This window comes from Streptomyces sp. UW30 (assembly GCF_008042075.1).
In the GTDB taxonomy this organism is placed as follows: Bacteria; Actinomycetota; Actinomycetes; order Streptomycetales; family Streptomycetaceae; genus Streptomyces.
In genome coordinates this window covers 986,517-1,008,622 of record NZ_RDBN01000037.1, presented here as the reverse complement: position 1 = coordinate 1,008,622, position 22,106 = coordinate 986,517, and the positions used below count along the sequence as shown (strand labels likewise).

The following is a 22,106-nucleotide window of genomic DNA, read 5'->3' as shown; positions in this document are numbered from 1 at the left end:
CCCAACCCCCGTATCTGCAAGGGAACCCCCGTGACCAGACTCAGCGTCGAGATGCTGGCAGCGGACACCGTCGAGCCCATCACCTCGGCCGGCCACGCTCAGCTTGGTATCGCCGTCCTGGCGGGCATCGCCGTCATCGTCCTGCTCATCACCAAGTTCAAGCTCCACGCGTTCCTGTCGCTGACCCTCGGCTCGCTGGTGCTCGGCGCGCTCGCCGGGGCGCCGCTCGACAAGGTCATCGCCAGTTTCACCACCGGGCTCGGCACCACCGTGGCCGGTGTGGGCGTGCTGATCGCGCTCGGCGCGATCCTCGGCAAGATGCTCGCCGACTCCGGCGGCGCCGACCAGATCGTCGACACCATCCTCGCCAAGGCGAGCGGGCGTTCGATGCCCTGGGCGATGGTGCTGATCGCCTCGGTGATCGGACTGCCGCTGTTCTTCGAGGTCGGCGTCGTGCTGCTGATCCCGGTCGTGCTCATGGTCGCCAAGCGCGGCAACTACTCGCTGATGCGCATCGGCATCCCGGCCCTCGCCGGTCTGTCCGTGATGCACGGCCTGGTCCCGCCGCACCCCGGTCCGCTGGTCGCGATCGACGCGGTCGGCGCCAACCTGGGCGTGACGCTGGCGCTCGGCGTCCTCATCGCGATACCGACGGTGATCATCGCCGGCCCGGTGTTCTCGCGGTACGCCGCCCGCTGGGTGGACGTCCCCGCCCCGGACCGGATGATCCCGCAGCGCGTCTCGGAGGACCTGAAGAAGCTTCCGGGCTTCGGCGCCACGCTGGCGACCATCCTGCTGCCGGTCATCCTGATGCTCTCCAAGGCGCTCGTCGACATCGTCATCGACGACCCGGAGAACACCGTGCAGCGTGTGTTCGACGTCATCGGCTCGCCGCTGATCGCGCTGCTGGCCGCCGTGCTCGTCGGCATCTTCACGCTGCTGCGGCCCGCCGGGTTCGGCAAGGAGCGCCTCTCGCCGCTGGTCGAGAAGGGCCTCGCCCCCATCGCGGGCATCCTGCTCATCGTGGGCGCGGGCGGCGGCTTCAAGCAGACGCTGATCGACACCGGTGTGGGTCAGATGGTCCTGGACATCTCCGAGGACTGGTCGATCCCGGCGCTGCTGCTGGCCTGGCTGATCGCGGTCGCGATCCGGCTGGCGACGGGTTCGGCGACGGTGGCCACGGTCTCCGCGGCCGGTCTGGTCGCCCCCCTCGCGGCCGACATGTCGACGACCCACGCGGCCCTGCTCGTCCTCGCCATCGGCGCCGGCTCGCTGTTCTTCAGCCATGTCAACGACGCCGGATTCTGGCTGGTGAAGGAGTACTTCGGGCTGAGCGTGGGCCAGACCGTCAAGACCTGGTCCGTCATGGAGACGATCATCTCCGTGGTCGCCGGTGGTCTGGTCCTGCTGCTCTCGCTGGTCATTTAGCCGGTACGACTCCTTCAGGGACACGACGATGACGGCTCACCCTCTCTTCGACATCAGCGGCCGCACGGCCCTGGTCACCGGCTCCAGCCGGGGCATCGGCCTCGCGCTCGCCCGCGGTCTGGCCGAGGCCCGCTGCACGGTCGTCCTCAACGGACGTGACGGCGAACGCCTCGCCGAAGCGGCCCGGGAGCTGCCCGGCGACGTGCACACGGCCGTGTTCGACGTGACCGACGGTCCGTCGGTGGCCGCCGGGATCGCGGATGTCGAGGAGCGGGTGGGCCCGCTCGACATCCTGGTCAACAACGCGGGGATGCAACTGCGCGCACCGCTGCTGGAGTTCACCGACGCGGACTGGCACCGCATCCTGAACACCAACCTCACCAGCGCGTTCCTGGTGGGCCGTGAAGCCGCCCGGCGGATGACGGAGCGCGGCCACGGAAAGATCGTCAACATCTGCTCGCTGCAGAGCGAGGTGGTCCGCCCGGGCATCGCGCCCTACGCCGCCACCAAGGGCGCACTGAAGATGCTCACCAAGGGCATGTGCGCCGACTGGGGCCCGTACGGCGTCCAGGTCAACGGCCTCGGCCCCGGCTACATCGAGACCGAACTGACCGGGCCGCTCGTCGCGGACGAGGAGTTCAGCGCGTGGGTGCGGCGGCGCACCCCGGCCGGACGCTGGGGCCGTACCGAGGACCTGGTGGGCGGTGTCCTGTTCCTCGCCTCTCCTGCCGCGGACTTCATCAGCGGACAGGTTCTCTACGTCGACGGCGGCATGACCAGCGTGCTGTGAAGGAGGCCCGAGGGATGCTCGGTTGTGTGATCCACGGTCAGGGCGACCTGCGGGTCGAGGAACTGCCGGCGCGGGAACCCGGCCCCGGGCAGGCGCTGGTGGCCGTCCGGTACGGCGGGGTCTGCGGCTCCGACCTGCACTACTGGCGGCACGGCGGCGTCGGCGACTTCCGCATCGAGGAGCCGATGCTGCTCGGGCACGAGGTGGTCGGGACGGTCGTCTCCTACGGTGACGGGGCGTCCGGTCCCCTCGCCGGTACGGCCGTCGCCGTTCACCCCGCCACGCCCTGCGGCCGCTGCCCGGAGTGCGCGGACGGCCGGCGCAACGTCTGCCGGGACACCCGCTACCTCGGCAGCGCGGCCCGCTTCCCCCATGTGCAGGGCGGGTTCGCGGCCCGGGTGGCCGTCCCCGCCGACCAGTTGCGGGCGCTCCCGGCCGGCCTCGACCTGCGGCGGGCGGCGCTCGCCGAGCCGCTGTCGGTCGCGCTGCACGCGGTGCGGCGGGCCGGGGAGGTGGCCGGGAGGCATGTCCTGGTCACCGGTGCCGGGCCTATCGGCTGTCTGGTGGTCGCGGCGGCGAAGGCGGCGGGCGCGGCCCGCGTGACGGTGACGGACCTGCTGCCCGCGGCCCTGCGGTACGCGCGGATCGCCGGCGCCGACACCGTCGTACGGGCCGACGAGCCGGACGATGCCGGGTGGCCCTGCGAGGTGGACGTGGCGGTCGAGGCGTCCGGGGTCGCCGCGGGCCTGGACACCTGTCTGCGGCTCGTGCGGCGCGGCGGCGTCGTGGTGCAACTGGGGATGCTGCCGCCGGGGCAGAGTCCCTTTGCGGGGAACCTCGTCGTGAGCCGGGAGATCGAGTTGCGGGGGGCCTTCCGTTTCGACGGGGAGTTCGACGCGGCGCTGGAACTGCTCGCGGCGCAGAGCTCGTTCGACGGGTTGGTGAGTGCGGTGGTGCCGGTGGCGGAGGCCCGGGCGGCCTTCGAACTGGCCGCGGACCGGAGCCGCTCGTGCAAGGTGCTGCTGGACTTCAAGGAATGACGGTCGGGCAACGCCCTTGGGGACGCGGGGCGGTATCGAGGTGCGGGTCCGCCGCGTGGGCTCGACCAGCCACAACGGCGAGGTGGAAGCCCGACCACCTGCCTCGGCACTTCCCATCCGGGCGCGGCGGGCCCGATGATGTGGACACCCTCGGAGGCCTTTCAACCGTCGAGGGCAAGAAACATCGGGGGGCGTCATGGCGGTTTCCCTCGGGATGCGAATCTCGGGGCTGCTCGTCGTAGGGGCGGTGGCGGTGGCCGCCGCGGCCTTCACCGGCGACGGGGGTGGCCCGGCGGACGGCAGGGGCGGCGAGGGCACGATCGTCACCGCCGAGCCCTCGGCCGGCGTCCGCAAGCCGTCGCCCGGACCGCCCGGTTCCGCTCCCGAGGTGCTGCAGAAGCCCGACGGGCATGTGAGCGTGCCGGTACCCACGGCCGCTCCCGGCCTGCCTCGGAGCTCCGCGGCGAGCGCCACCGCGAGCCCCTCCCCCCGTCCCTCCGTGAGCCGGCGGATCCTGGAGGTCCCGACCTGGCTCCCGCCCGGCCCCGAATCGCCGAACGCCGACGGCGTCCCGGATCCGGCGAGCGTGTACGACCAGCTCCGTGACCCCGCCGAGTGCGGGACCGCGCTGAGCGAGATCCCCAGCTCGTCGGCCGACGGCGACTGGACACTGCTGCGCGCCCTGGCCGCCGCGTGTCTCGCCGTCCAGGGCGAGGGCGGAAGCTGGGAGCAGGCGGCCCCGGCGGTGAAGGCCGACTCCTGCAAGAGCCGTGCCGCGTACGCCGTTCTGGGCGGGCTCCTCGACTTCCACCGACGGCATCCGGAGGCGACCGTTCGGCTGAAGCCCTCGTCGCACGGCACCCCGGCGTGCGGCTACCGGATCGCCGGGGTGGACACGGGCGGCGACGGTGAGGCGAAGCCCGGTGAGGTGATCGGGATCGAGCTGGCGGACACGTACTTCGACCCCGCCGAACTCCTGCGGAGCGAGGCCGTGAGCATCGGCGGACAGCAGTTCGTGAAGCCGGAGTCGAGCGACCGGGCTGCGGTGTCCGTCGTCGTACCCGCTCTGGAGCCGGGGCCGGCGGACGTGGCCGTACGGTACGGCGGAACCGAGGTACGGCTGCCGGGCGCCTTCACGGTCGTGGCCCCCGACGTGGTCCCGGCTCCGAGTGCGGGGACCGGGACACCGGGCGACACCACGCCACCGCTGAGCGGATTGCTGCCGCCCCTCACCACCTCAGGGCTTCCACAGCCGATGCTCCCGCTCGGCCCACTCCCGGCTCACGAGTCCGGTACGCATGCCCCGGCGGGCCTCCGGATCCCCCAGAGCCATGCCGATGTGGCCGGCCAGGACGATGCCGATGGTCAGGGCCAGCCAGTCGTGGACGAAGGTCGCGCTGGTGCGCCACTGAATCGGCGTGAGATGCGTGAACCACATGATGAGGCCGGTGCCGAGCATCACCAGCGTCGCGCCGGCGATCCAGGCGGCGTAGATCTTCTGCCCGGCGTTGAACTTGCCCGCCGGACGGGACGAGTGCCGCTTGTCGCGACGCAGGGCGGCGCGCAGCCAGAGGCGGTCGTGCGAGCCGAAGCGGTTGAGGAAGCCCAGGTCGGCGCGGAACAGCCGGGAGGCGAGCCCGGCCAGGACGGGCACGGGCAGAGCCAGGCCGGCCCACTCGTGGACACGGACCACCAGCTCGCGGCGGCCGACGAGTTCGGCGAACTGCGGGATGTACAGGCAGGCCGCCGTCACCACGCACACGCCCATCAGCACGGCCGTCGTACGGTGCACCCAGCGCGTGGCTCCACCGAAGCGCCGGACGCCGGTGGCCGCGCCGGGGGCGTCAAGTCGTAGGCTCATCGTCGCGTCCGTTCGAGCGGCCGACCCACGCGTCGACGTCGTAGCCCCGTTCCTCCCAGTAGCCCGGCTTCACGTCCTCGGTGACGGTGATGCCGGAGAGCCACTTGGCGGACTTGTAGAAGTACATGGGGGCCACATAGAGGCGGGCCGGGCCGCCGTGCGCGTGGCCCAGGTCCTTGTCCTGCATGCGCAGGGCGACCAGGACGTCCGCGCGGCGGGCCTGGTCGAGGGTGAGGCTCTCGCTGTACGCGCCGTCGAAGCAGGTGAAGCGGACCGCTCCGGCCCCCTCGCGCACTCCCGCGGCGTCCAGGAGCCGGGACAGGCGCACCCCCTCGAAGGGCGTGCCGGGCACCCGCCAGCCGGTGACGCACTGGACGTCGCGCACCAGCCGGGTCTGCGGCAGGGCGCGCAGGTCGGCCAGTGTGTAGGACCCGGGGCGGTCGACCAGGCCGTCGACCGTGAGGCGGTAGGTGGTGGCGTTCTTGCGGGGTACGGACGAGGTCACCGAGTAGTAGCGGAAGCCACCGCCGTTGGGCAGCAGGTCGCTGAGGCCGGTGGGGTCCTTGTCGGAGGCGCTCGCGAGGAACGACTCCAGGCCGCGCTGGAGAGTGGGCGCGGTGACGACACCGAGGGCGCCCAGGCCGAGGGTGCCGAGCAGGACACGGCGGCCGATGGGTTTGCCCTTCTGCTCGCCCTGTTCCTCGTCCTGCGCTTCGGGCTGTTCGGGGTTCACCTCTTCATTCGAACACCCGCGACCCCGGCGGGGCCAGGAATCGCGGGTGCTCGTCAGAGTTCCGTAACCACTTCTCACGCTACGGCGTCTTCGCCGCCTCCTTCTCCAGCTGGAACGCCTCGTTGCCGAGCCCGATGCGGGCGTGCCGCTCGGGGGCGCGGGAGCGCAGGAGCAGGCCCTGGGCCACGCCGACGGCCAGGGCGAGGACGATCACGGCGGGCAGCGCCCAGCTCAGGGCCGAGCCGGGGCCGGCGCCGATCAGGACGTCGAAGTCCTTCACGGTGTAGATGACGATGAACGCCAGCGCGACGACCGAGAGGGCAGAGGCGGCCAGCCGCCAGAACTGGCTGGCGGCGGCTCCGCGGCGGACGAAGAAGGCGATGACGGAGACCGAGGCGGCGGCCATCAGCGCGGCGACGCCCAGCGCCCCGAGGTTGCCCATCCACGTGAACAGGTGCAGCACCGGCGCGGTCGGGTCGCCGGTCGGCCTGTCGTCGGTGAGGGCGAAGACGGCGACGACCACGAGCGAGACCACGGTCTGGAGCAGCGACCCGGTGCCGGGGGCGCCGCTCGCGCCGCTGGTGCGGCCGAAGGCGGACGGCAGCAGGCCCTCGCGGCCCATGGCGAAGGCGTAGCGCGCGACGACGTTGTGGAAGCTGAGCATCGCCGCGAACATGCCGGTCACGAACAGCACGTGCAGGACGTCGGTGAAGGTGCCGCCGAGCAGGTCCTCGGTGAGGAAGAACAGCAGCCCGGCGCTCTGCTCCTGCGCGGTGCCGACGATCGCCGAGGGCCCGGCGGCGACGGTGTAGGCCCAGCAGCTGATCGTGTAGAAGACCGCGATGCCGCCGATGGCGAGGAACATCACGCGGGGTACGAGGACGTGCGGGCGGCTGGTCTCCTCGGCGTAGACGGGGGCCTGCTCGAAGCCGAGGAATGCGGCGACACAGAAGCACAGGGCGGTGCCGATGCCCGCGCCGCTGAGGGTGTCCGGGTTGAAGGCGTGCAGGGACAGGCCCTCCTTGGCCGGGTCGGCGATGGCGGCGACGTCGAAGATGACCACGAGGAGGACCTCGATGATCAGCAGGACGCCGAGCACACGCGCGTTGAGGTCGATCTTCAGCCAGCCGAGCGCGCCGACCACGAGCACGGCCAGCAGCGCCGGTATCCACCAGGCGATCTCGGTGTCGAGGTAGGTGGCGAACAGCCCCGAGACCTCGAAGCCGAAGATGCCGTAGATACCGACCTGGAGCGCGTTGTAGGCGACGAGCGCGACCATCGCGGCGCCGGCGCCGGCCGTGCCGCCGAGGCCGCGGGAGATGTAGGCGTAGAAGGCGCCGGCGTTGTGGACGTGCCGGCTCATCTCTGCGTACCCGACGCTGAACAGGGCGAGGACGACGCCGAGGATCACGAAGAGCAGCGGCTGGCCGAGGACACCCATCACCCCGAAGGTCGTGGGCATGACACCCGCGACGACCATGAGGGGTGCGGTCGCCGCGAGCACGGACAGCAGCAGGCCCGTGGTGCCCAGCCGGTCGGCGCGCAGGGCGCGGTCCTGTCCTTTGAACGTACTGATGCCGCCGCCGTCGGCGGCGGCTCTGCTCGTGCTGGAACTGCCCGTGGTCATCGGTGACCGTCCTTGGGTCGACTTGGGTTGGGGGCGTTACGCCGTGCCGAGCGCGGTTTCGCGGGCGGCGCGGAAGGCGGAGTACGGCTCACGGTCGGGGTAGGACCAGGGCGAGGGGGTGGCGTGTTCGCCGATGCGGTGGAAGAGGGCGGCGGCCTCGGCGCCCCGGCCCTCGCAGACCTTGGCGTGGGCGAGGAAGTTCAGGTCGATGAGCCGGCGCGGGTGGCCTTCCTGCTCCCACTCCAGCCACCAGTCGAAGGCCGCCCGCATCACCTGCCGGGCCCTGCGGCCCGCCCAGTGCCCGGAGGCGGCCGCGTCACCCGGCTCGTGTCCCGCCGCCGCGAGGACGCGGTAGCGCTCGGCGTGGGCGATGACCGGGAGGATGGCGAGCGGGGAGTCGGCGGGGGCCCGGTCCGCCGCGGCGTTGGCGAAGTCGTAGACCTCGTGCAGCGGGTCGATGCCGGTGCCGGACTGGTGCTCGGCGAGCCGGGCGACCATCAGGTGGTGGGCGTGGTGGTGGTCGGCGTACCGGGCGCGGACCTCGGCGAAGAGGCGGCGCACCTCCGGCTCGGCGCCGAGGGCGCTCTCCAGCATGAGCAGGCCGAGCCAGGGGGTGGGGTCGACGGGCGTGAGCGCGGCGGCGGCGTGGCAGGCCTCGCGGGCCCGGACCGGCTTCTCCTTGCCGCGCAGGGCGCGCCGCACCTGGCCGAGGGCGAGCAGGACGGCGGCGTCCACGGAGTCGGGCTCGGCGAGCAGCCAGTCGCGGGTCCAGGGGACGCAGTACTGCTCCTGGGCGAGGACGGCGACGCGGTGCCCTCTGCGGTCCCACTCGTCGCCGGTCCGCGCGAGCAGCGAGCGGGCCGTCTGCCACCTGCCCTGGGCCAGGGCGGCGCGGGCGGCGGCGAGCTCGGCGTCGTCGAGGGCCGCGTCGAAGGCGTGGGCAGCGCGTTTGCGGCCGCGGCCCAGAGGTGGGGGTGGGGACACCGGCTTGGGTCCTGTTGTGAGCAAATTGTGGACTGTCATCGAGCGATCACTCGCAGCAAACCCCCCGCCAAGGGTTCGCGTCAAGTGCCGCTGACGCGTTACACGCGTCAACTAGTGTTACCGATGGGACAGTTGTGGCATTCAACCTGTCCACAATGCCGGATTTGTTCGGAGTGTGTGGCGTACGTCATGGCGGCTTCCGTTTGGGCACCGCAGGATGGTGGAACGCGCACGCCGGGCTCAGGGCCGCTACAGTCGGCCCTTACCGCACCCCGTCCGCCCGGCAGGATTCGAGGTACGCAGCGTGTCGCTCCAGATCCTGATACTCGCCGTGACCGCCGCGTGCTGTCTTGGTTTCGGCTTCGTCCTCCAGCAGAACGCGGCCCAGAAGGCTCCGCTGAGCGACTTCCTCTCGCCGCGGATCCTCCTGGACCTGATGAAGGTGCCGCGCTGGCTCGGCGGCATCGGCCTGATGGTGGTCGGCATGGCCCTGGGCGCGATGGCGCTCGGCCAGGGCGAGATCTCCCTGGTGGAACCCCTGCTCGCGACGAACCTGCTGTTCGCGCTGATGCTCTCGCGCCGCCAGACCAAGCAGCCCCTCGGGCGCCAGGGCTGGACGGGCCTCGCACTGCTCGCGGGCGGCGTGACGGCGTTCATCGTCGCCGGCCAGCCGACCGGCGGCGAGGCCACCAGCGACCCGATGCGGCACTGGCTGATCATCGGCGTCATGGTCGGACTGGCCCTGCTGCTCACGACGTACGCCAAGCGCTCCCGGCTCAGCTCCGGCCCTGCACTGCTGGCGACCGCGGCCGGTCTCCTCTACGGCGTGCAGGACGCGCTGACCCGTGTGACCGGGGAGCGGTTCGCCGAGGGCGGCATCATGGAGGTCCTCACCGGCTGGCAGCCGTACGCCGTGGTGGCGCTCGGCCTCACCGGGCTGATCCTCGTCCAGAGCGCCTTCGAGACGGCGTCCCTGCGGATGTCCCTGCCTGCCCTGACCGCCGCCCAGCCGCTGGCCGGCATCCTCTGCGGCGTCGGCTTCCTCGGCGACCGGCTGCGCACCGACGCGGGCGCGCTGGCGTGGGAGGCTGCCGGGCTCGCCGGGATCGTGGTCGGCATCATCATGCTCGGCACGCACTCCGCGATGCCGTCCGGCGCGATCCAGCCGAAGCGCACGCCGGCCTTCCAGACGCCCTGAACGCGTCCGGGCCGCCCCTGCTTGGATGGCCCCATGAGCTCTGCTGACGAGATCCTCGACATCGTCGACGAACAGGACCGGGTCATCGGGCGGTCCCCGCGCGGCGAGGCCTACGCCAAGGGGCTGCGCCACCGCTGCGTCTTCATCGAGGCACGGGACGCGCAGGGCCGGCTCTTCGTGCACCGCCGTACCCCCACCAAGCTGGTGTTCCCCTCGCGGTACGACATGTTCGTCGGCGGAGTCGTCGGCGCGGGCGAGTCGTACGACGACGCCGCCCTGCGCGAGGCCGAGGAAGAACTCGGCGTGAGCGGCCTCCCCCGCCCCTCGTACCTCTTCAAGTTCCTGTACGACGACGGCGCCGGGCAGACCTGGTGGTCGGCGGTGTACGAGGTGCGCTGCGACCTGCCGGTGAGCCCTCAGGCGGAGGAGGTCGCCTGGCACGATTTCCTGGCCGAGGACGAGGTGCAGCGGCGGCTGGCCGAGTGGGCGTGGGTGCCGGACGGGCTGGCGGCGTACGAGCGGCTCAAGGCGCTGCGGGCGGCCCGCTGAGTCGACCCCCGGCGGGCGGATCCGGCGAAGCCCCCGGCGGGCCGCCCGGATAGGGTCGGTCAGGTGAGCGAGTTCGTGCGAAACGTCCGGCTGTGGTTCGCGCCGCAGGAGATCCGCCAGGACGGCGGCACCCCCGACTACCGGTTCTCGCTGGCGAACGAGCGCACCTTCCTGGCCTGGCTGCGCACCGCGCTCGCCCTCATCGGCGGCGGCTTCGCGGTCGACCAGTTCCTGCCGGACCTGCGCTGGGGCTGGCGGGTCGGCCTCGCGCTCGCGCTGCTCGCGGCGGGCGTGCTGTGCTCGCTGCGCGCGGTCAATCACTGGGTGCGCTGCGAGCGGGCGATGCGCCGGGGCGAGGACCTGCCGGTGTCGCGCTTCCCGGCGGTCCTGAGCCTCGTGGTCGCCGTCGTGGCCGTCGCGATGGTCGTGGTCGTGCTCGTCGGGTGGGAGGGGTGAGCGCCTCGGCGGCCGCGGAGCCGGTGCGGGACCCGGGGCTCCAACCCGAGCGGACCCGCCTCGCATGGCGCCGTACGACGCTGTCCGGCACGGTGGCCGCCGTACTCGCGATGAAGGCCGCGCTGCACGGCGGGTTCTCAGTCACCGGGGGCCTGGTCTGCGCCCTGTGCTGCGGGCTGTGGCTGGGCTTCCTGGCCCTCGCGCACCGGCGCATCCGCACCCTCGCCTCGTCGTCCCGACCCGCGCCGCTGGCCCCCCGCCATGCCACGGCGACCGTCCTGCTCACGGTGGCCATGGCGGTGTGCGGGGCGGCACTGCTGTTCTGACGGCGACGCGTGGCCCTGGGGGCGTTGTACGCCCGCACCGGCGGGACGCGCTGCCGCGCGGCACCCGCCGGCTGCTCCCGGACGGCTCCGGGGCACGACCGGCGGCTCTCCCACCGGGACGCCGGGCGGTTCGCCGGAGGACGACCGACCGTCCCGAACACGACCCGCAGCTCCCCCGAGCCCGCCGGGCGACTCACCCGAGCACGACCGACCGTCCCCCTGGGCAGTCGACGGCTCCTGCGCGAGCGCGGGCTCTTCGCCTCAGCACGGCCGGGGCGACCCACCCGAGCACGACCAACCGTCCCCCTGGGCAGTCGACGGCTCCTGCGCGAGCGCGGGCTCTTCGCCTCAGCACGGCCGGGGCGACCCACCCGAGCACGACCAACCGTCCCCCCGGGCAGTCGACGGCTCCTGCGCGAGCGCGGACTCTTCCCCTCAGCACGGCCGGGGCGACCCACCCGAGCACGACCAACCGTCCCCCTGGGCACTCGGCGGCTCCTGCGCGGGCGCGGACTCTTCCCCTCAGCACGGCCGCGGCGACTCACCCGAGCACGACCAACCGTCCCCCTGGGCAGTCGACGGCTCCTGCGCGGGCGCGGACTCTTCGCCTCAGCACGGCCGGTGGGTCCTGCGGGCGGTCGTGGTTCGTCCGAGGGGTCGGCGGTCCGTCGTCACCCGCGACCGGAGCCTCCTATTCCGCCCCCTGCCACAGCCCCTCCGGTGCCACCGCCTCCTCCGTGTCCCAGTCGACCGTGACCACGATCTTGCCCCGCGTGCGGCCCTCCTGATTCAGTCGGTGGGCGTCCGCCGCGCGCTCCAGTGGGAACGTCTCGGAGACGTGTACGGCCACCACGCCCTCCTCCGCCAGCTCGGACAGCCGTAGCAGGTCCTCGGCGTCCGGGCGGACGAAGTAGTAGCGGCCGCCGTAGTCGAAGACGTCCGGGTCGGCGATCGACACCAGGCGGCCCTCGGGGGCCAGCAGATTGGCGGAGGCCTTCAGCGCGTCGCCGCCGACCGTGTCGAACGCCGCGGTCACGCCCTCGGGCGCCAGCCCGCGCACCCGTTCCGTCAGCCCGTCGCCGTACGCCACGGGCTCGCCGCCGAGGCCGCGGACGAAGTCGTGGTTGCGCTCGCTCGCCGTACCGATCACCCGGGCGCCCAGATGGCGCGCGAGCTGGACGGCGATCGAGCCCACGCCGCCCGCCGCGGCGTGCACCAGGACCGTCTCGTCCCGCTTGACCTGGAGCACCTTGGTCAGGACCTGATACGCCGCCAGCCCCACCAGCGGCAGACCGGCCGCCGCCTCCCAGGTGAGGTTGCGGGGCTTGCGGGCGAGGGTGCGCACGGGGGCGGCCACGTACTCGGCGAAGGTGCCCCGGGAGAGGAAGTCCTCGCGGACGTATCCGATGACCTCGTCGCCGACGCCGAACTCCGTGACGGACACTCCCGGCTGGACCACGACCCCCGACACGTCCCAGCCCGGGACCACCGGGAAGACCGGCTCGAGCATCCGGTCCATGTAGCCCTCACGGCACTTCCAGTCGACCGGGTTGACCGCCGCCGCCCGCACCTTGACCAGCACGGAGTCGGGCCCGACCCGCGGATCGCGCAGGTCTCCGAAGCGAAGCGAGTCGGGCCCGCCGTAGCTTGAGTAGCTGATCCCCTTCATGGGTCCGACCCTCCGGGGAGACCGAACGCCACGCAAGCCGAATGGGCCGATATGGGGCGTTCGCGTGGCAGCCTGTCCGACGTCACCACCCGCTCCTCCGAAGGTGAGCACCATGACCACCCTTCACACGGAACACGCCTCCCACACGCACGCCCACGGACCCGACTGCGGGCACACCGCGGTGCCGCACGGCGACCACACCGACTACGCGCACGACGGTCACCTGCACCGCGCGCACGCCGGGCACTGGGACGAGTGCGAGACGGCCGGGCACGTCGCACACCAGGGCCACGCCCATCAGCACGGCGCCGACTGCGGGCACGAGAGCGTGCTGCACGGCGACCACGTCGACTACCTCCACGACGGCCACCGGCACGCCTCCCACGACGGCCACTGGGACGACCACTGAGCCCACCCGGCCGCCCCTCGACTCCACCGACAGCTCCCCGGCGCTCCGCGCGGGGAGCTGTCGGCATATCGTGGCGCCGATCACGTTCGGCCTGCCCACTGGACGGCATACCGACTGGTCGGCATCATGAGTCAGGTCCCATTCACCTCCCCTGAGGAGCCCTGTATGAGCCCCGACCATCCGCCCGGCCTCGACCTGGACCGGCTGCGCGGCCTGCTCGAGCGCGAGCAGCCCGGTCTGGCGCACGGTCCGCTGACCGGCCGGCTGATCGAGGGCGGACGGTCGAACCTCACCTACGCGGTCTCCGACGGCACCTCGAAGTGGGTCGTACGACGCCCCCCGCTCGGTCATGTCCTGGCCACGGCGCACGACATGAAGCGCGAGCACCGGGTCATCAGCGCCCTGTACCCGACGGACGTGCCGGTGCCGCGGCCGGTGCTGCTGTGCGAGGACGAGGAGGTGCTCGGGGCGCCGTTCTACGTCATGGAGTTCGTCGAGGGCACCCCGTACCGCACCGCGGACCAGCTGGCCCCGCTCGGCCCGGAGCGCACCCGGGGCGCGGTGCTGTCCCTGGTGGACACCCTCGTCGAGCTGCACGCGGTGGACCCGGCGGAGGTCGGGCTTGCGGACTTCGGCCGTCCCGAGGGCTTCCTGGACCGGCAGCTGCGCCGCTGGGGCAAGCAGTTGGACGCCTCCCGCAACCGTGAGCTGGCCGGCATCGACGAGCTGCACGCGACGCTCGGCAGGCAGCTGCCCGCCTCCCCCGCCCCGGCCGTGGTGCACGGCGACTACCGGCTCGACAACGTCCTCATCGGCCAGGACGACTCCATCAAGGCGATCCTCGACTGGGAGATGTCGACGCTCGGCGATCCGCTGACCGACCTGGGCCTGCTGGTGATGTACAGCATGCCGCTGGGCATGGCGGACTCCCCGGTCTCCACGACCGCCGAGGCGCCGGGGCACCCGGCACCGGCCGAACTGATCCAGCGGTACGCCGAGCGCTCCGGGCGCGACGTCTCGGCGGTCTCCTGGTACACGGCGTTCGCCTGGTTCAAGCTCGCCGTGATCCTGGAGGGCATCCACTACCGCTACACGCTGGGCCAGACGGTCGGCCGCGGCTTCGACCGCATCGGCGACCTGGTCCCGGTCTTCATCGAGCACGGCCTGACCACTCTTCAAGACGGCATCCAGGAAGGCTGACGGGACATGGACTTCGCGTTCGACGCACGCACCGAGGAGCTGCGGGCCAAGCTGCTCGCCTTCATGGACGAGTACGTCTATCCGGCCGAGGCGGTCGCGGAGGAGCAGCGGGCGGAGCTGGCGTCCCCGTGGGACACGCCGGCCGTGGTCGAGGACCTCAAGGCCGAGGCGCGCAGGCAGGGCCTGTGGAACCTCTTCCTGCCGGACTCCGAGTACGGCGCCGGGCTCACCAACCTCCAGTACGCCCCGCTCGCCGAAATCACCGGCCGCTCCCCGCACTTGGCGCCCACCGCGCTGAACTGCGCGGCGCCGGACACCGGGAACATGGAGGTGCTGTCGCAGTTCGGCGACGAGCAGCAGAAGAAGCAGTGGCTGGAGCCGCTGCTGGCCGGTGAGATCCGCTCGGCGTTCGCGATGACCGAGCCGGAGGTGGCCTCGTCGGACGCCACCAACATCACCACGCTCATCGAGCGGGACGGTGACGAGTACGTCGTCACCGGTCGCAAGTGGTACATCTCCGGGGCGATGAACCCAGACTGCAAGATCTTCATCGTGATGGGCAAGACGGACCCGGACGGCGAGGACATCCGTCGTCAGCAGTCCATGGTCCTGGTCCCTCGCGACACCCCGGGCGTCACGATCAAGCGCGCCATGCAGGTCTTCGGCTACGAGGACCACTCCCACGGCGGCCACGCCGAGGTGATCTTCGACCACGCGCGCGTGCCGGTGGCCAACCTCGTCGGCGAGGAGGGCGGCGGCTTCGCCATCGCCCAGGCGCGGCTCGGTCCCGGGCGGATCCACCACTGCATGCGGCTGATCGGTATGGCCGAGCGGGCGATCGAGCTGATGTGCCGCCGGGCGGTGTCCCGGAACGCCTTCGGCAAGGCGCTGGCCCAGCAGGGGGTGGTCCACAACTGGATCGCCGACGCGCGGGTGACGGTCGAGCAGCTGCGGCTGCTGGTCCTGAAGACGGCCTGGCTGATGGACACCGTCGGCAACAAGGGTGCCCACACCGAGATCCAGTCCATCAAGATCGCTACGCCGCGGGCGGTTGTCGACATCATCGACCGGGCGATTCAGTTGCACGGTGCGGGGGGTGTCAGTCAGGACTTCCCGCTGGCGGAGCTGTATGCGGGGGCGCGGACGCTGATGATCGCCGACGGGCCGGACGAGGTGCATCAGCGGTCGCTGGCGCGGCGGGAGTTGAAGAAGTACGTGTGACTCCGTGGGGCAGCCGGGGCGATTCCTCGCCCCCGCCGCCCCTACCCGTCCCGTCCCCWGGGGGCTCTGCCCCCTGGACCCCCGCTCCTCAAACGCCGGASGGGCTGAATTTTCACCGCCGGTCGGCGAAATTCAGCCCSTCCGGCGTTTGAGGACGAGGCCCTTCGGGCCGAAGCGGGGGTCTGGGGGCGGCAGCCCCCAGGGGACGGGAATGGGTAGGGGCGGCGGGGGCGAGGGGACACCCCCCGGCGTCACGGACGTAGCGCGCGCAGCAGCAAGTCCGCCAGATGGTCCGCCACCTGCTGCGGGCTCATCGGGCCGTCGGGGCTGTACCACGTCGACAGGTGGTGGACGGAGCCGAAGTGGTAGTCCACCACCAGATCGGCCGGCGTCGCCGTGGAGAAGACGCCCGCCTCCTGCCCCTCCTCGATGAGCGCACGGAAGCGTTCGTGATAGCGCCGCCGCTCGGCCCGCACCTGCTTGTTCTTCTCCGGGCTGAGGTGATGCATCGACCGAAAGAAGATCATCGCGTCGTCGAGGTTCTCGATCGTCGTCACCACGACGTCCGCCGCCGCAGCCCGCACCCGCTTCTCGACCGGCTCGTCGGCATCCGCGAACGCGTCGAGCCGCTCCTGCTGAACGCGCAGCACGCGCGCGTACACCTCGTGCAGGAGGTCGTCCTTCGAGCCGAAGTAGTGGTACAGCGCCCCCTTGGTGACGCCGGCCGCCTCGACGATCTCCTGCACCGAGGTGCGGTCGTATCCCTGCTCGGCGAAGAGCCGGGTGGCGGCGGCGAGCAGCCGCTGGGGGACGGGCGTACCGTCACCGTCCGTCGTCCTGGCCACTGTGCCGCCACCTGCCCTTCCGAGATGTTCCGCTGACCGTGTTGCCGTCGGCTCTCTAGCCGTCGTTCGCGCGGGAACGAAGTTCCCGACGGAGGATCTTCCCACTCGCCGTCTTGGGCAAGTCGGGCAGGACCTCCACCTGCCGCGGATATTTGTAAGCGGCCAGTCTCTCCCGGCAGTACGCGGCGAGTGCGTCGGGGTCCGCTTCAGCACCCGGACGGAGGCTGATGTACGCCTTGACGGTCTCCCCGCGGTACCCGTCGGGCACCCCGACGACGGCCGCCTCGCGCACCGCCGGGTGCGTGTAGAGCACGTCCTCGACCTCGCGCGGCCACACCTTGAAGCCGGACGCGTTGATCATGTCCTTCTTGCGGTCGACGACGTACAGCCAGCCCTCGGCGTCCATGAAGCCGATGTCCCCGGTGCGCAGTTCGCCGTCGGGGAAGGTCTCGGCGGTGGCGTCGGGACGCCGCCAGTAGCCGGGGACGACCTGTGGCCCCCGTACGACGATCTCGCCCTGCTCGCCGAACGGCACCTCCTGGCCCAGGTCGTCGACGATCCGTACGACCGTCTCGGGCCCCGGCACGCCCACGGCGAGCGTCCCGGAGGCGGGGTCGACGGGGGCCTCGCGGCCGGGCGGCACGGCGGCGCAGGGGGCGGTGCACTCGGTGAGGCCGTAGCCGTTGCGGATGTACGGCCCGAAGCCGGCCCGGAACTTCTCCACCAGGGCGGGCGGCAGCGGTGCGCCGCCGGACGAGATGTTGACGAAGGACGCGAAGTGCTCCGGGCTGACGTCGGGGTGGGCGGCCAGCGCCATGAAGGCGGTCGAGGGGCCGACGGTGTAGTGCGGCCGGTGCTCGGCGAACGCATCGAGCACGACACCCGCCTCGAAGCGGTACGCCAGCACGAGCAGGCCCGAGCTGTTCAGGCAGGCCGCGAACTGGGCGACCATCCCGGTGATGTGGAACAGCGGCGCCATCGCGAAGTAGACGGGCGCCTCGGGCAGGGCGAGGCCGGTGCGCTGCCGCTCGGCGTTGTACATGATGTTGCAGTGCGTGTTGGTGGCGCCCTTGGGCGTGCCGCTGGTGCCCGAGGTGTAGCTGATGAGCGCGATGTCGGACGGGCCGGGATCGCGGTCGTCCGGCGCCTTGTGGCCGGCGCGGGCGACGGCCGTCAGGTCTTCGGCGTCCTCGGCCCCCGGCAGTCGCTCGAAGGTCAGCACCCGCGCATCGCCCCGCGTCTGGAAGTCCAGCTCGCACCCGGTGAGCACGATCCGCACCGACGAGTCGGCCGCCGTCTCGCGCAGATACGACTCCCAGGCCCGGTCGGAGCAGATCAGCGCGGCCACCTCGCCGTCCCGCAGGACATGGGTGACCTCCCGCGACTTGTACATCGGGTTGACGGGCACGACGACCGCCCCCGCCTTCCAGGCGCCGAGCACGGCGAGCACGAAGTGCGGGGAGTTCTGCAACAGGACCGCCACCCGCTCGCCGCGCTCCAGGCCGCGCGCCGCGAGATGCCCGGCGACGGAGTCGCTGAGCTCGTCGACCTCGCGGTAGGTGAGGCGCCCGTCGAAGTAGGCGAGGAAGGCACGGTCGGGGGTCTGCGCGGCGGCCGTTCGCAGGGCGTGCACGAGGGAGTCGGCGGGGGTTATGGGCGCGCGCTGGGCGTCGTTCAGCAGGGCCACCCAGGGCTTGGCCGCGTACCGGGAGTCGGTCACCGGGCCTCCTCCCACTTCTGCTGGAGGTGGTTCATGCCGGCCAGCCAGCGGTCGGGCTCGGCGGCCCGCGTCTGGTAGAACCCGGCGACGTCGGGGTGCGGCAGGATCAGGAAGCGGTCCTCCTCCATCCCCTTGAACAGGGCGTCGGCCACGTCCTCGGGCGCGATGGCAGTGGGCTTGAGCACCAGGTCCCCCGCGCTGCCGGTGGCGTCCAGCATGTCGGTGCGCACGCCCTGCGGGCAGATGGCGTGCACCTTGACCCCACGGTGGCGGTACGTCAGCGACAGGTACTCGGCGAAGGCGTACGCCCCGTGCTTGGTGACGGCGTAGGGCGCCGCGCCGATCATGGTGAGCAGCCCGGCGGCGGACACGGTGGACACGAACCGGCCGCTGCCGCGCTCCAGCCACTGAGGGAGCAGCGCATGGGCGGCACGCACGTGTGCCATGACATTGACGTCCCAGGACAGCGACCAGGCTTTGTCGTCGGCGAGGTCATCGAGGCCCGGCCCGCCGAAGGCGACTCCGGCGTTGGCGCAATAGACGTCGACCGTGCCGCCGAGGGCCTCCCGGGCTTCGGCGACGATGGCGGAGGCGTCACCGGGGACGGCGATGCCTCCGATCTCCTCGGCGACCGCTTCGGCCTTCCCCGCATCCAGGTCGTTGACGACGACGCGGGCCCCTTCGGCGGCGAACCGACGGGCAAGGGCAGCTCCGATGCCTCCCCCCGCCCCAGTGACGACCACCCCGGCATCCTGTACGGCTTCCACCATCGGTCTCCTTTGTGCGCGGCTCTGCTGCTGGGCCAGACTAACCGGTCGGTATGTCACGGGGAAGAGTGACTCCAGCCAACCGAGGGGCGCGGGGAACTGCGCGACCAGCCACGCGCAACCGGCACCTTCCTCACAACCTGCGGGAGCAATACCGTGCCCCCATGCGCCTATCCAGACGAGCTCTCCTCGCAGCGACAACGGCAGCAGCATCCTTCCCCTCGGCAGCGGCGGCATCCGAGCGCCACAAGCCACTGCGAACCGGCTTCGAGCGCCTGGCCGCGGACGGCTATGCCCAGCTCAGCGGCCGTCGCGTCGGAATCGTCACCAACCCCACCGGCGTGACCCGCGACGTCCGCCACATCGTGGATGTCATGCACGCCGACAAAAGGGTGAACCTAGGGGCCGTCTTCGGCCCCGAACACGGCTTCCGCGGCACCGCCCAGGCAGGCGGCTCCGAGGGCCGCTACGACGACCCGGCAACGGGCCTCCCGGTCTACGACACGTACCTCAAGAGCGGTCAGCCGCTCGCCGACATCTTCACCGCCTCCGGCGTCGACACGATCGTCTTCGACATCCAGGACGCGGGCGCCCGCTTCTACACCTACATCTGGACCCTGTACGACTGCATGGAGGCGGCCCAGCTCGCCGGCAAGCGCTTCGTCGTACTTGACCGGCCCAACCCCGTCACCGGACGGTCGGCCCAGGGCCCGGTCCTGCACAAGGAGTTCGCGACCTTCGTCGGCCGACAGCCCATCTCCCAGGCGCACGGCATGACGGCCGCCGAGCTGGCGCGGCTGTTCAACGGGGAGTTCCTCACGACCCCGGTCCCCCTGCAGACCGTACGGATGACGGGCTGGAAGCGGTCCGAGTTCTACGACGCCTGGGGGCTGCCCTGGGTGCCGCCCAGCCCGAACATGCCGACACCGGAGACCGCCCTCGTGTACGCGGGGACGTGTCTCTTCGAGGGCACGAACCTCTCGGAGGGACGCGGCACCACCCGCCCCTTCGAACTGCTCGGCGCGGAGGGCATCGACCGGCGCTGGGCCGAGGCGGCCGGTGAACTCGGCCTGCCCGGCGTGCACTTCAGGGAGGCGTACTTCGCGCCGACGTTCTCGAAGTTCCAGGGCAAGACCGTCGGCGGCGTTCAGATCCACGTCCACGACCGCGCCGCCTACGACCCCGTCCGCACCGGAATCGCCCTGCTGGTGACCGCCAAGAAGGTCTGGAGCGGCTTCAGTTGGCGCTCCGACAACTGGATCGACAAGCTCACCGGCTCCACCCGGGTCCGGACGATGATCGACGCGGGCGCGAGTGCCGACGAGGTGGTGGCGGACTGGCAGCAGGAGCTGTCGGTGTTCCGGCGGACGCGCCGGGAGTACCTGCTGTACACATGAGCGGCCCACGGATGGGTGACGACGTATGGCCAATCCCGCCCGCCAGCAGGACGATGCGCCCGTATCGCACTGTTACGGGGGACGAGGGGGCCTGTCATGGCAAATCCGGCAGTGAGCGTGACTCCTTACTGGGAGCTGACCTTCGACGCGGACGGGGACCCGGACGCCGGGCGGCGGGACCGGCTGCTGGCCGGGGTGGCGCAGCACCACGTCCGTGATCTGATCGTCTTCGCGCACGGCTGGAACAACGACCGCTCGGGCGCGACCCGGCTCTACGACGGGTTCTTCGCACCGATCCCACAGCTCGCGCCGAAGGCGAAGGTCGGGTTCGTGGGCGTGGTCTGGCCGTCGATGCGGTTCTCGGACGAGCCGATCCCGGACTTCCCGCGGGCCGTGGCGGCCGAGATGGCACGTCGGCCGGCGCTCGACAAGGACACGCGGCATGCGCTGCTGGAGACGTTCCCGGGTCGGGCCACGGTGATCGACCAGATCGCGCGGCTGCTGGWCCAGCAGCCGCGCGAGGAGGCCGAGTTGGAGGAGTTCGGGCGGCTGGTGCGGCTGCTGGTGGACGTTGTGCCGCCGGGGCCGCAGGCGCTGTTCGCGGCGGACACGCTGCGCGAGGGGGTCCCGCAGGACTCGCCGGACATCTTCGCCGACTGCACGGCGGCCGTGTGCGAGGAGTTCGCACGGGCGCTGACGCTGCTGGAATCGCCCGACGCAGCGCCCGACGCAGCGCCGCACGGCGCGCCGGAAGGTGCGCCGTCCTTCTCGTTGCCGAACCCGTGGGAGGGCGCGCACGAGCTGCTGCGGCAGGCGACGTACTACGCGATGAAGCGGCGTGCGGGGACGGTCGGTGAGCGTGGGCTCGGGCGGGTGGTCGGGCAGCTGGCCGCGCGGGCGCCCGAGGTGCGGGTGCATCTCGTCGGGCACAGTTTCGGCGCGCGGCTGGTGTCGTTCGCGCTGCGCGGGCTGCCGAAGGGCGTGCGGACGGTGAAGTCCGTGACGCTGTTGCAAGGTGCCTTCTCGCACTACGCGTTCGCCTCCCGGCTGCCCCACGACGCCCGTGCGGGCGGGGTCCTGGAGGGCCAGCAGAACCGTATCGACGGACCGCTGGTGTGCTGCCACTCGCGGCACGACTCGGCCCTGTCCACGATGTACCCGCTGGCCTCTCGCATGGCGGGGGACGCGCGCGGGATCGCGGCCCTGGACATCGGCCGGATGCTGGGTGACAAGTGGGGTGCGATGGGGCACGACGGGGTGCAGGCGGTGCCCGGGACGAAGTCGCTGAAGCTGGCCGACGCGCTGAAGGCGACGCTGCCGGCCTCGGGGTGCGTGAACGTCGACGCGGCAGCGGTGGTCAGGCGTGGCGGGCCGCCGGCGGGGGCGCACTGCGACATCGTGCACCGGGAGCTGGCGCAGGTGGTGCTGGCGGCGGGCCGCATCAAGTGACCCGCCGCCATCGACCCGTCACCGATGTGACGTGAACTCCACGACCTGCTGATACGTCGGCCGGTTCTGCCAGCTGATCCTGCCGTGCTTGATGCCGCCCAGGGTGCGCTGGACGATCGAGTCGGCGCACCACTGGTCGCCCGCCGAGCACTGGTCGTCGCCGGGGTACACCTGCGCCGCGGTCCTGCCGGCGGCCTCCTTCAGGGTGCTGATCAGGATGTCCCGGCAGGCGGTGAGGCTGCCGCCGCCGCAGTACTTCCGGTCGAGCGGGCCCTGCACGGACTCACCGAGCACGGCCCGGATGTCCTTGTCGACGTAGGACCACCAGCCGTACTGGAAGGAGCTTCCGGCGTGCGAGCCGGTCGGGCCGTGCGCGGCCGACGGGGACTCGTCGATGGGCAGGCTCGCGGTCATCGCACCGTACAGCTCGCTGCCGA

General features: G+C 71.9%; 20 protein-coding genes and 1 pseudogene. 12 read left to right on the top strand and 9 right to left on the bottom strand.

What is annotated here, in order from left to right; translation table 11 throughout:
- Positions 1-30: 30 nt before the first annotated feature.
- Genes EAO75_RS23255 through EAO75_RS23245 form a run of 3 tightly spaced genes read left to right on the top strand, consistent with a single transcriptional unit; the run spans position 31 to position 3,258 of the window.
- A complete protein-coding gene (locus tag EAO75_RS23255; RefSeq protein WP_147996986.1) occupies positions 31-1,428 on the top strand; it encodes a GntP family permease in 1,398 nt (465 codons plus the stop codon).
- Positions 1,429-1,456: 28 nt separating this feature from the next.
- Positions 1,457-2,218 carry an SDR family oxidoreductase gene (locus tag EAO75_RS23250; RefSeq protein WP_147996985.1) on the top strand — a complete coding sequence of 254 codons (762 nt, stop codon included), beginning with the start codon at positions 1,457-1,459 and terminating at the stop codon, positions 2,216-2,218.
- A gap of 14 nt (positions 2,219-2,232) precedes the next feature.
- Positions 2,233-3,258: an L-idonate 5-dehydrogenase gene (locus EAO75_RS23245; RefSeq protein WP_147996984.1), complete on the top strand. Its 1,026-nt coding sequence runs from the start codon at positions 2,233-2,235 to the stop codon at positions 3,256-3,258.
- A gap of 1,237 nt (positions 3,259-4,495) precedes the next feature.
- Here the strand turns inward: EAO75_RS23245 and EAO75_RS23240 are convergent.
- The 4 genes from EAO75_RS23240 to EAO75_RS23225 all read right to left on the bottom strand — a co-directional run bounded on the left by EAO75_RS23240 (position 4,496) and on the right by EAO75_RS23225 (position 8,502).
- Positions 4,496-5,119, bottom strand: coding sequence for a cytochrome b/b6 domain-containing protein (locus EAO75_RS23240; RefSeq protein ID WP_147996983.1), 624 nt, complete (start codon positions 5,117-5,119; stop codon positions 4,496-4,498).
- Positions 5,103-5,852, bottom strand: coding sequence for a molybdopterin-dependent oxidoreductase (locus EAO75_RS23235; protein WP_147996982.1), 750 nt, complete (start codon positions 5,850-5,852; stop codon positions 5,103-5,105). Before EAO75_RS23235 ends, EAO75_RS23240 begins: the two co-directional genes overlap by 17 nt.
- Before the next feature lie 79 nt (positions 5,853-5,931).
- On the bottom strand, positions 5,932-7,479 hold the full coding sequence (locus EAO75_RS23230; protein ID WP_147996981.1) for an APC family permease: 1,548 nt from the start codon (positions 7,477-7,479) through the stop codon (positions 5,932-5,934).
- Positions 7,480-7,515: 36 nt separating this feature from the next.
- The gene (locus EAO75_RS23225; RefSeq protein ID WP_147996980.1) at positions 7,516-8,502 is read right to left on the bottom strand and encodes a hypothetical protein; all 987 of its coding nucleotides are present in this window, start codon (positions 8,500-8,502) and stop codon (positions 7,516-7,518) included.
- 265 nt (positions 8,503-8,767) lie between these two features.
- Between EAO75_RS23225 and EAO75_RS23220 the strand changes: the two genes are divergently transcribed.
- The 4 genes from EAO75_RS23220 (at position 8,768) to EAO75_RS23205 (ending at position 10,992) form a co-directional block, all read left to right on the top strand.
- Positions 8,768-9,661, top strand: coding sequence for a DMT family transporter (locus EAO75_RS23220; protein WP_147996979.1), 894 nt, complete (start codon positions 8,768-8,770; stop codon positions 9,659-9,661).
- 33 nt (positions 9,662-9,694) lie between these two features.
- On the top strand, positions 9,695-10,210 hold the full coding sequence (locus EAO75_RS23215; RefSeq protein ID WP_147996978.1) for an NUDIX hydrolase: 516 nt from the start codon (positions 9,695-9,697) through the stop codon (positions 10,208-10,210).
- A 63-nt stretch (positions 10,211-10,273) separates the two neighbouring features.
- Positions 10,274-10,666: a YidH family protein gene (locus EAO75_RS23210; RefSeq protein WP_147996977.1), complete on the top strand. Its 393-nt coding sequence runs from the start codon at positions 10,274-10,276 to the stop codon at positions 10,664-10,666.
- Positions 10,663-10,992: a DUF202 domain-containing protein gene (locus EAO75_RS23205; RefSeq protein ID WP_147996976.1), complete on the top strand. Its 330-nt coding sequence runs from the start codon at positions 10,663-10,665 to the stop codon at positions 10,990-10,992. The genes EAO75_RS23210 and EAO75_RS23205 overlap by 4 nt, the downstream gene beginning before the upstream one ends.
- A gap of 691 nt (positions 10,993-11,683) precedes the next feature.
- On the opposite strand, the gene EAO75_RS23200 is transcribed toward EAO75_RS23205, so the two are convergent.
- Complete coding sequence (locus tag EAO75_RS23200; protein WP_147996975.1) at positions 11,684-12,661, bottom strand: NADP-dependent oxidoreductase; 978 nt, start codon at positions 12,659-12,661, stop codon at positions 11,684-11,686.
- A gap of 112 nt (positions 12,662-12,773) precedes the next feature.
- On the opposite strand from EAO75_RS23200, the gene EAO75_RS23195 reads away from it, so the two are divergent.
- The 3 genes from EAO75_RS23195 to EAO75_RS23185 all read left to right on the top strand — a co-directional run bounded on the left by EAO75_RS23195 (position 12,774) and on the right by EAO75_RS23185 (position 15,491).
- The gene (locus tag EAO75_RS23195; RefSeq protein WP_147996974.1) at positions 12,774-13,070 is read left to right on the top strand and encodes a hypothetical protein; all 297 of its coding nucleotides are present in this window, start codon (positions 12,774-12,776) and stop codon (positions 13,068-13,070) included.
- A 165-nt stretch (positions 13,071-13,235) separates the two neighbouring features.
- Positions 13,236-14,270, top strand: a complete 1,035-nt coding sequence (locus EAO75_RS23190) for a phosphotransferase family protein (RefSeq protein ID WP_147996973.1) — start codon at positions 13,236-13,238, stop codon at positions 14,268-14,270.
- A 6-nt stretch (positions 14,271-14,276) separates the two neighbouring features.
- The gene (locus tag EAO75_RS23185) at positions 14,277-15,491 is read left to right on the top strand and encodes an acyl-CoA dehydrogenase (protein ID WP_147996972.1); all 1,215 of its coding nucleotides are present in this window, start codon (positions 14,277-14,279) and stop codon (positions 15,489-15,491) included.
- A 251-nt stretch (positions 15,492-15,742) separates the two neighbouring features.
- On the opposite strand, the gene EAO75_RS23180 is transcribed toward EAO75_RS23185, so the two are convergent.
- Genes EAO75_RS23180 through EAO75_RS23170 form a run of 3 tightly spaced genes read right to left on the bottom strand, consistent with a single transcriptional unit; the run spans position 15,743 to position 18,826 of the window.
- Positions 15,743-16,336, bottom strand: coding sequence for a TetR/AcrR family transcriptional regulator (locus EAO75_RS23180; RefSeq protein ID WP_147996971.1), 594 nt, complete (start codon positions 16,334-16,336; stop codon positions 15,743-15,745).
- A 55-nt stretch (positions 16,337-16,391) separates the two neighbouring features.
- Positions 16,392-18,056 (bottom strand): class I adenylate-forming enzyme family protein, encoded by a 1,665-nt coding sequence (locus EAO75_RS23175; protein WP_147996970.1) that lies wholly within the window; start codon positions 18,054-18,056, stop codon positions 16,392-16,394.
- Positions 18,053-18,826: an SDR family oxidoreductase gene (locus EAO75_RS23170; protein WP_147996969.1), complete on the bottom strand. Its 774-nt coding sequence runs from the start codon at positions 18,824-18,826 to the stop codon at positions 18,053-18,055. The genes EAO75_RS23175 and EAO75_RS23170 overlap by 4 nt, the downstream gene beginning before the upstream one ends.
- 161 nt (positions 18,827-18,987) lie before the next feature.
- On the opposite strand from EAO75_RS23170, the gene EAO75_RS23165 reads away from it, so the two are divergent.
- On the top strand, positions 18,988-20,220 hold the full coding sequence (locus tag EAO75_RS23165; protein WP_147996968.1) for an exo-beta-N-acetylmuramidase NamZ domain-containing protein: 1,233 nt from the start codon (positions 18,988-18,990) through the stop codon (positions 20,218-20,220).
- Between the two features lie 96 nt (positions 20,221-20,316).
- The gene (locus tag EAO75_RS23160) at positions 20,317-21,669 is read left to right on the top strand and encodes a serine-threonine protein kinase (protein WP_147996967.1); all 1,353 of its coding nucleotides are present in this window, start codon (positions 20,317-20,319) and stop codon (positions 21,667-21,669) included.
- Positions 21,670-21,687: 18 nt separating this feature from the next.
- On the opposite strand, the pseudogene EAO75_RS23155 reads toward EAO75_RS23160, so the two are convergent.
- Positions 21,688-22,106: pseudogene (locus tag EAO75_RS23155) on the bottom strand (penicillin acylase family protein); the annotation flags it as partial.

What these genes read in the sequence shown, in the direction of transcription:
- EAO75_RS23250 (WP_147996985.1), top strand. Translation starts at nt 1,457, where the DNA reads ATGACGGCTCACCCTCTCTTCGACATCAGCGGCCGCACGGCCCTGGTC.
- EAO75_RS23245 (WP_147996984.1), top strand. Translation starts at nt 2,233, where the DNA reads ATGCTCGGTTGTGTGATCCACGGTCAGGGCGACCTGCGGGTCGAGGAA.
- EAO75_RS23240 (WP_147996983.1), bottom strand. Translation starts at nt 5,119, where the DNA reads ATGAGCCTACGACTTGACGCCCCCGGCGCGGCCACCGGCGTCCGGCGC.
- EAO75_RS23230 (WP_147996981.1), bottom strand. Translation starts at nt 7,479, where the DNA reads ATGACCACGGGCAGTTCCAGCACGAGCAGAGCCGCCGCCGACGGCGGC.
- EAO75_RS23225 (WP_147996980.1), bottom strand. Translation starts at nt 8,502, where the DNA reads ATGACAGTCCACAATTTGCTCACAACAGGACCCAAGCCGGTGTCCCCA.
- EAO75_RS23215 (WP_147996978.1), top strand. Translation starts at nt 9,695, where the DNA reads ATGAGCTCTGCTGACGAGATCCTCGACATCGTCGACGAACAGGACCGG.
- EAO75_RS23200 (WP_147996975.1), bottom strand. Translation starts at nt 12,661, where the DNA reads ATGAAGGGGATCAGCTACTCAAGCTACGGCGGGCCCGACTCGCTTCGC.
- EAO75_RS23195 (WP_147996974.1), top strand. Translation starts at nt 12,774, where the DNA reads ATGACCACCCTTCACACGGAACACGCCTCCCACACGCACGCCCACGGA.
- EAO75_RS23190 (WP_147996973.1), top strand. Translation starts at nt 13,236, where the DNA reads ATGAGCCCCGACCATCCGCCCGGCCTCGACCTGGACCGGCTGCGCGGC.
- EAO75_RS23185 (WP_147996972.1), top strand. Translation starts at nt 14,277, where the DNA reads ATGGACTTCGCGTTCGACGCACGCACCGAGGAGCTGCGGGCCAAGCTG.
- EAO75_RS23170 (WP_147996969.1), bottom strand. Translation starts at nt 18,826, where the DNA reads ATGGTGGAAGCCGTACAGGATGCCGGGGTGGTCGTCACTGGGGCGGGG.
- EAO75_RS23165 (WP_147996968.1), top strand. Translation starts at nt 18,988, where the DNA reads ATGCGCCTATCCAGACGAGCTCTCCTCGCAGCGACAACGGCAGCAGCA.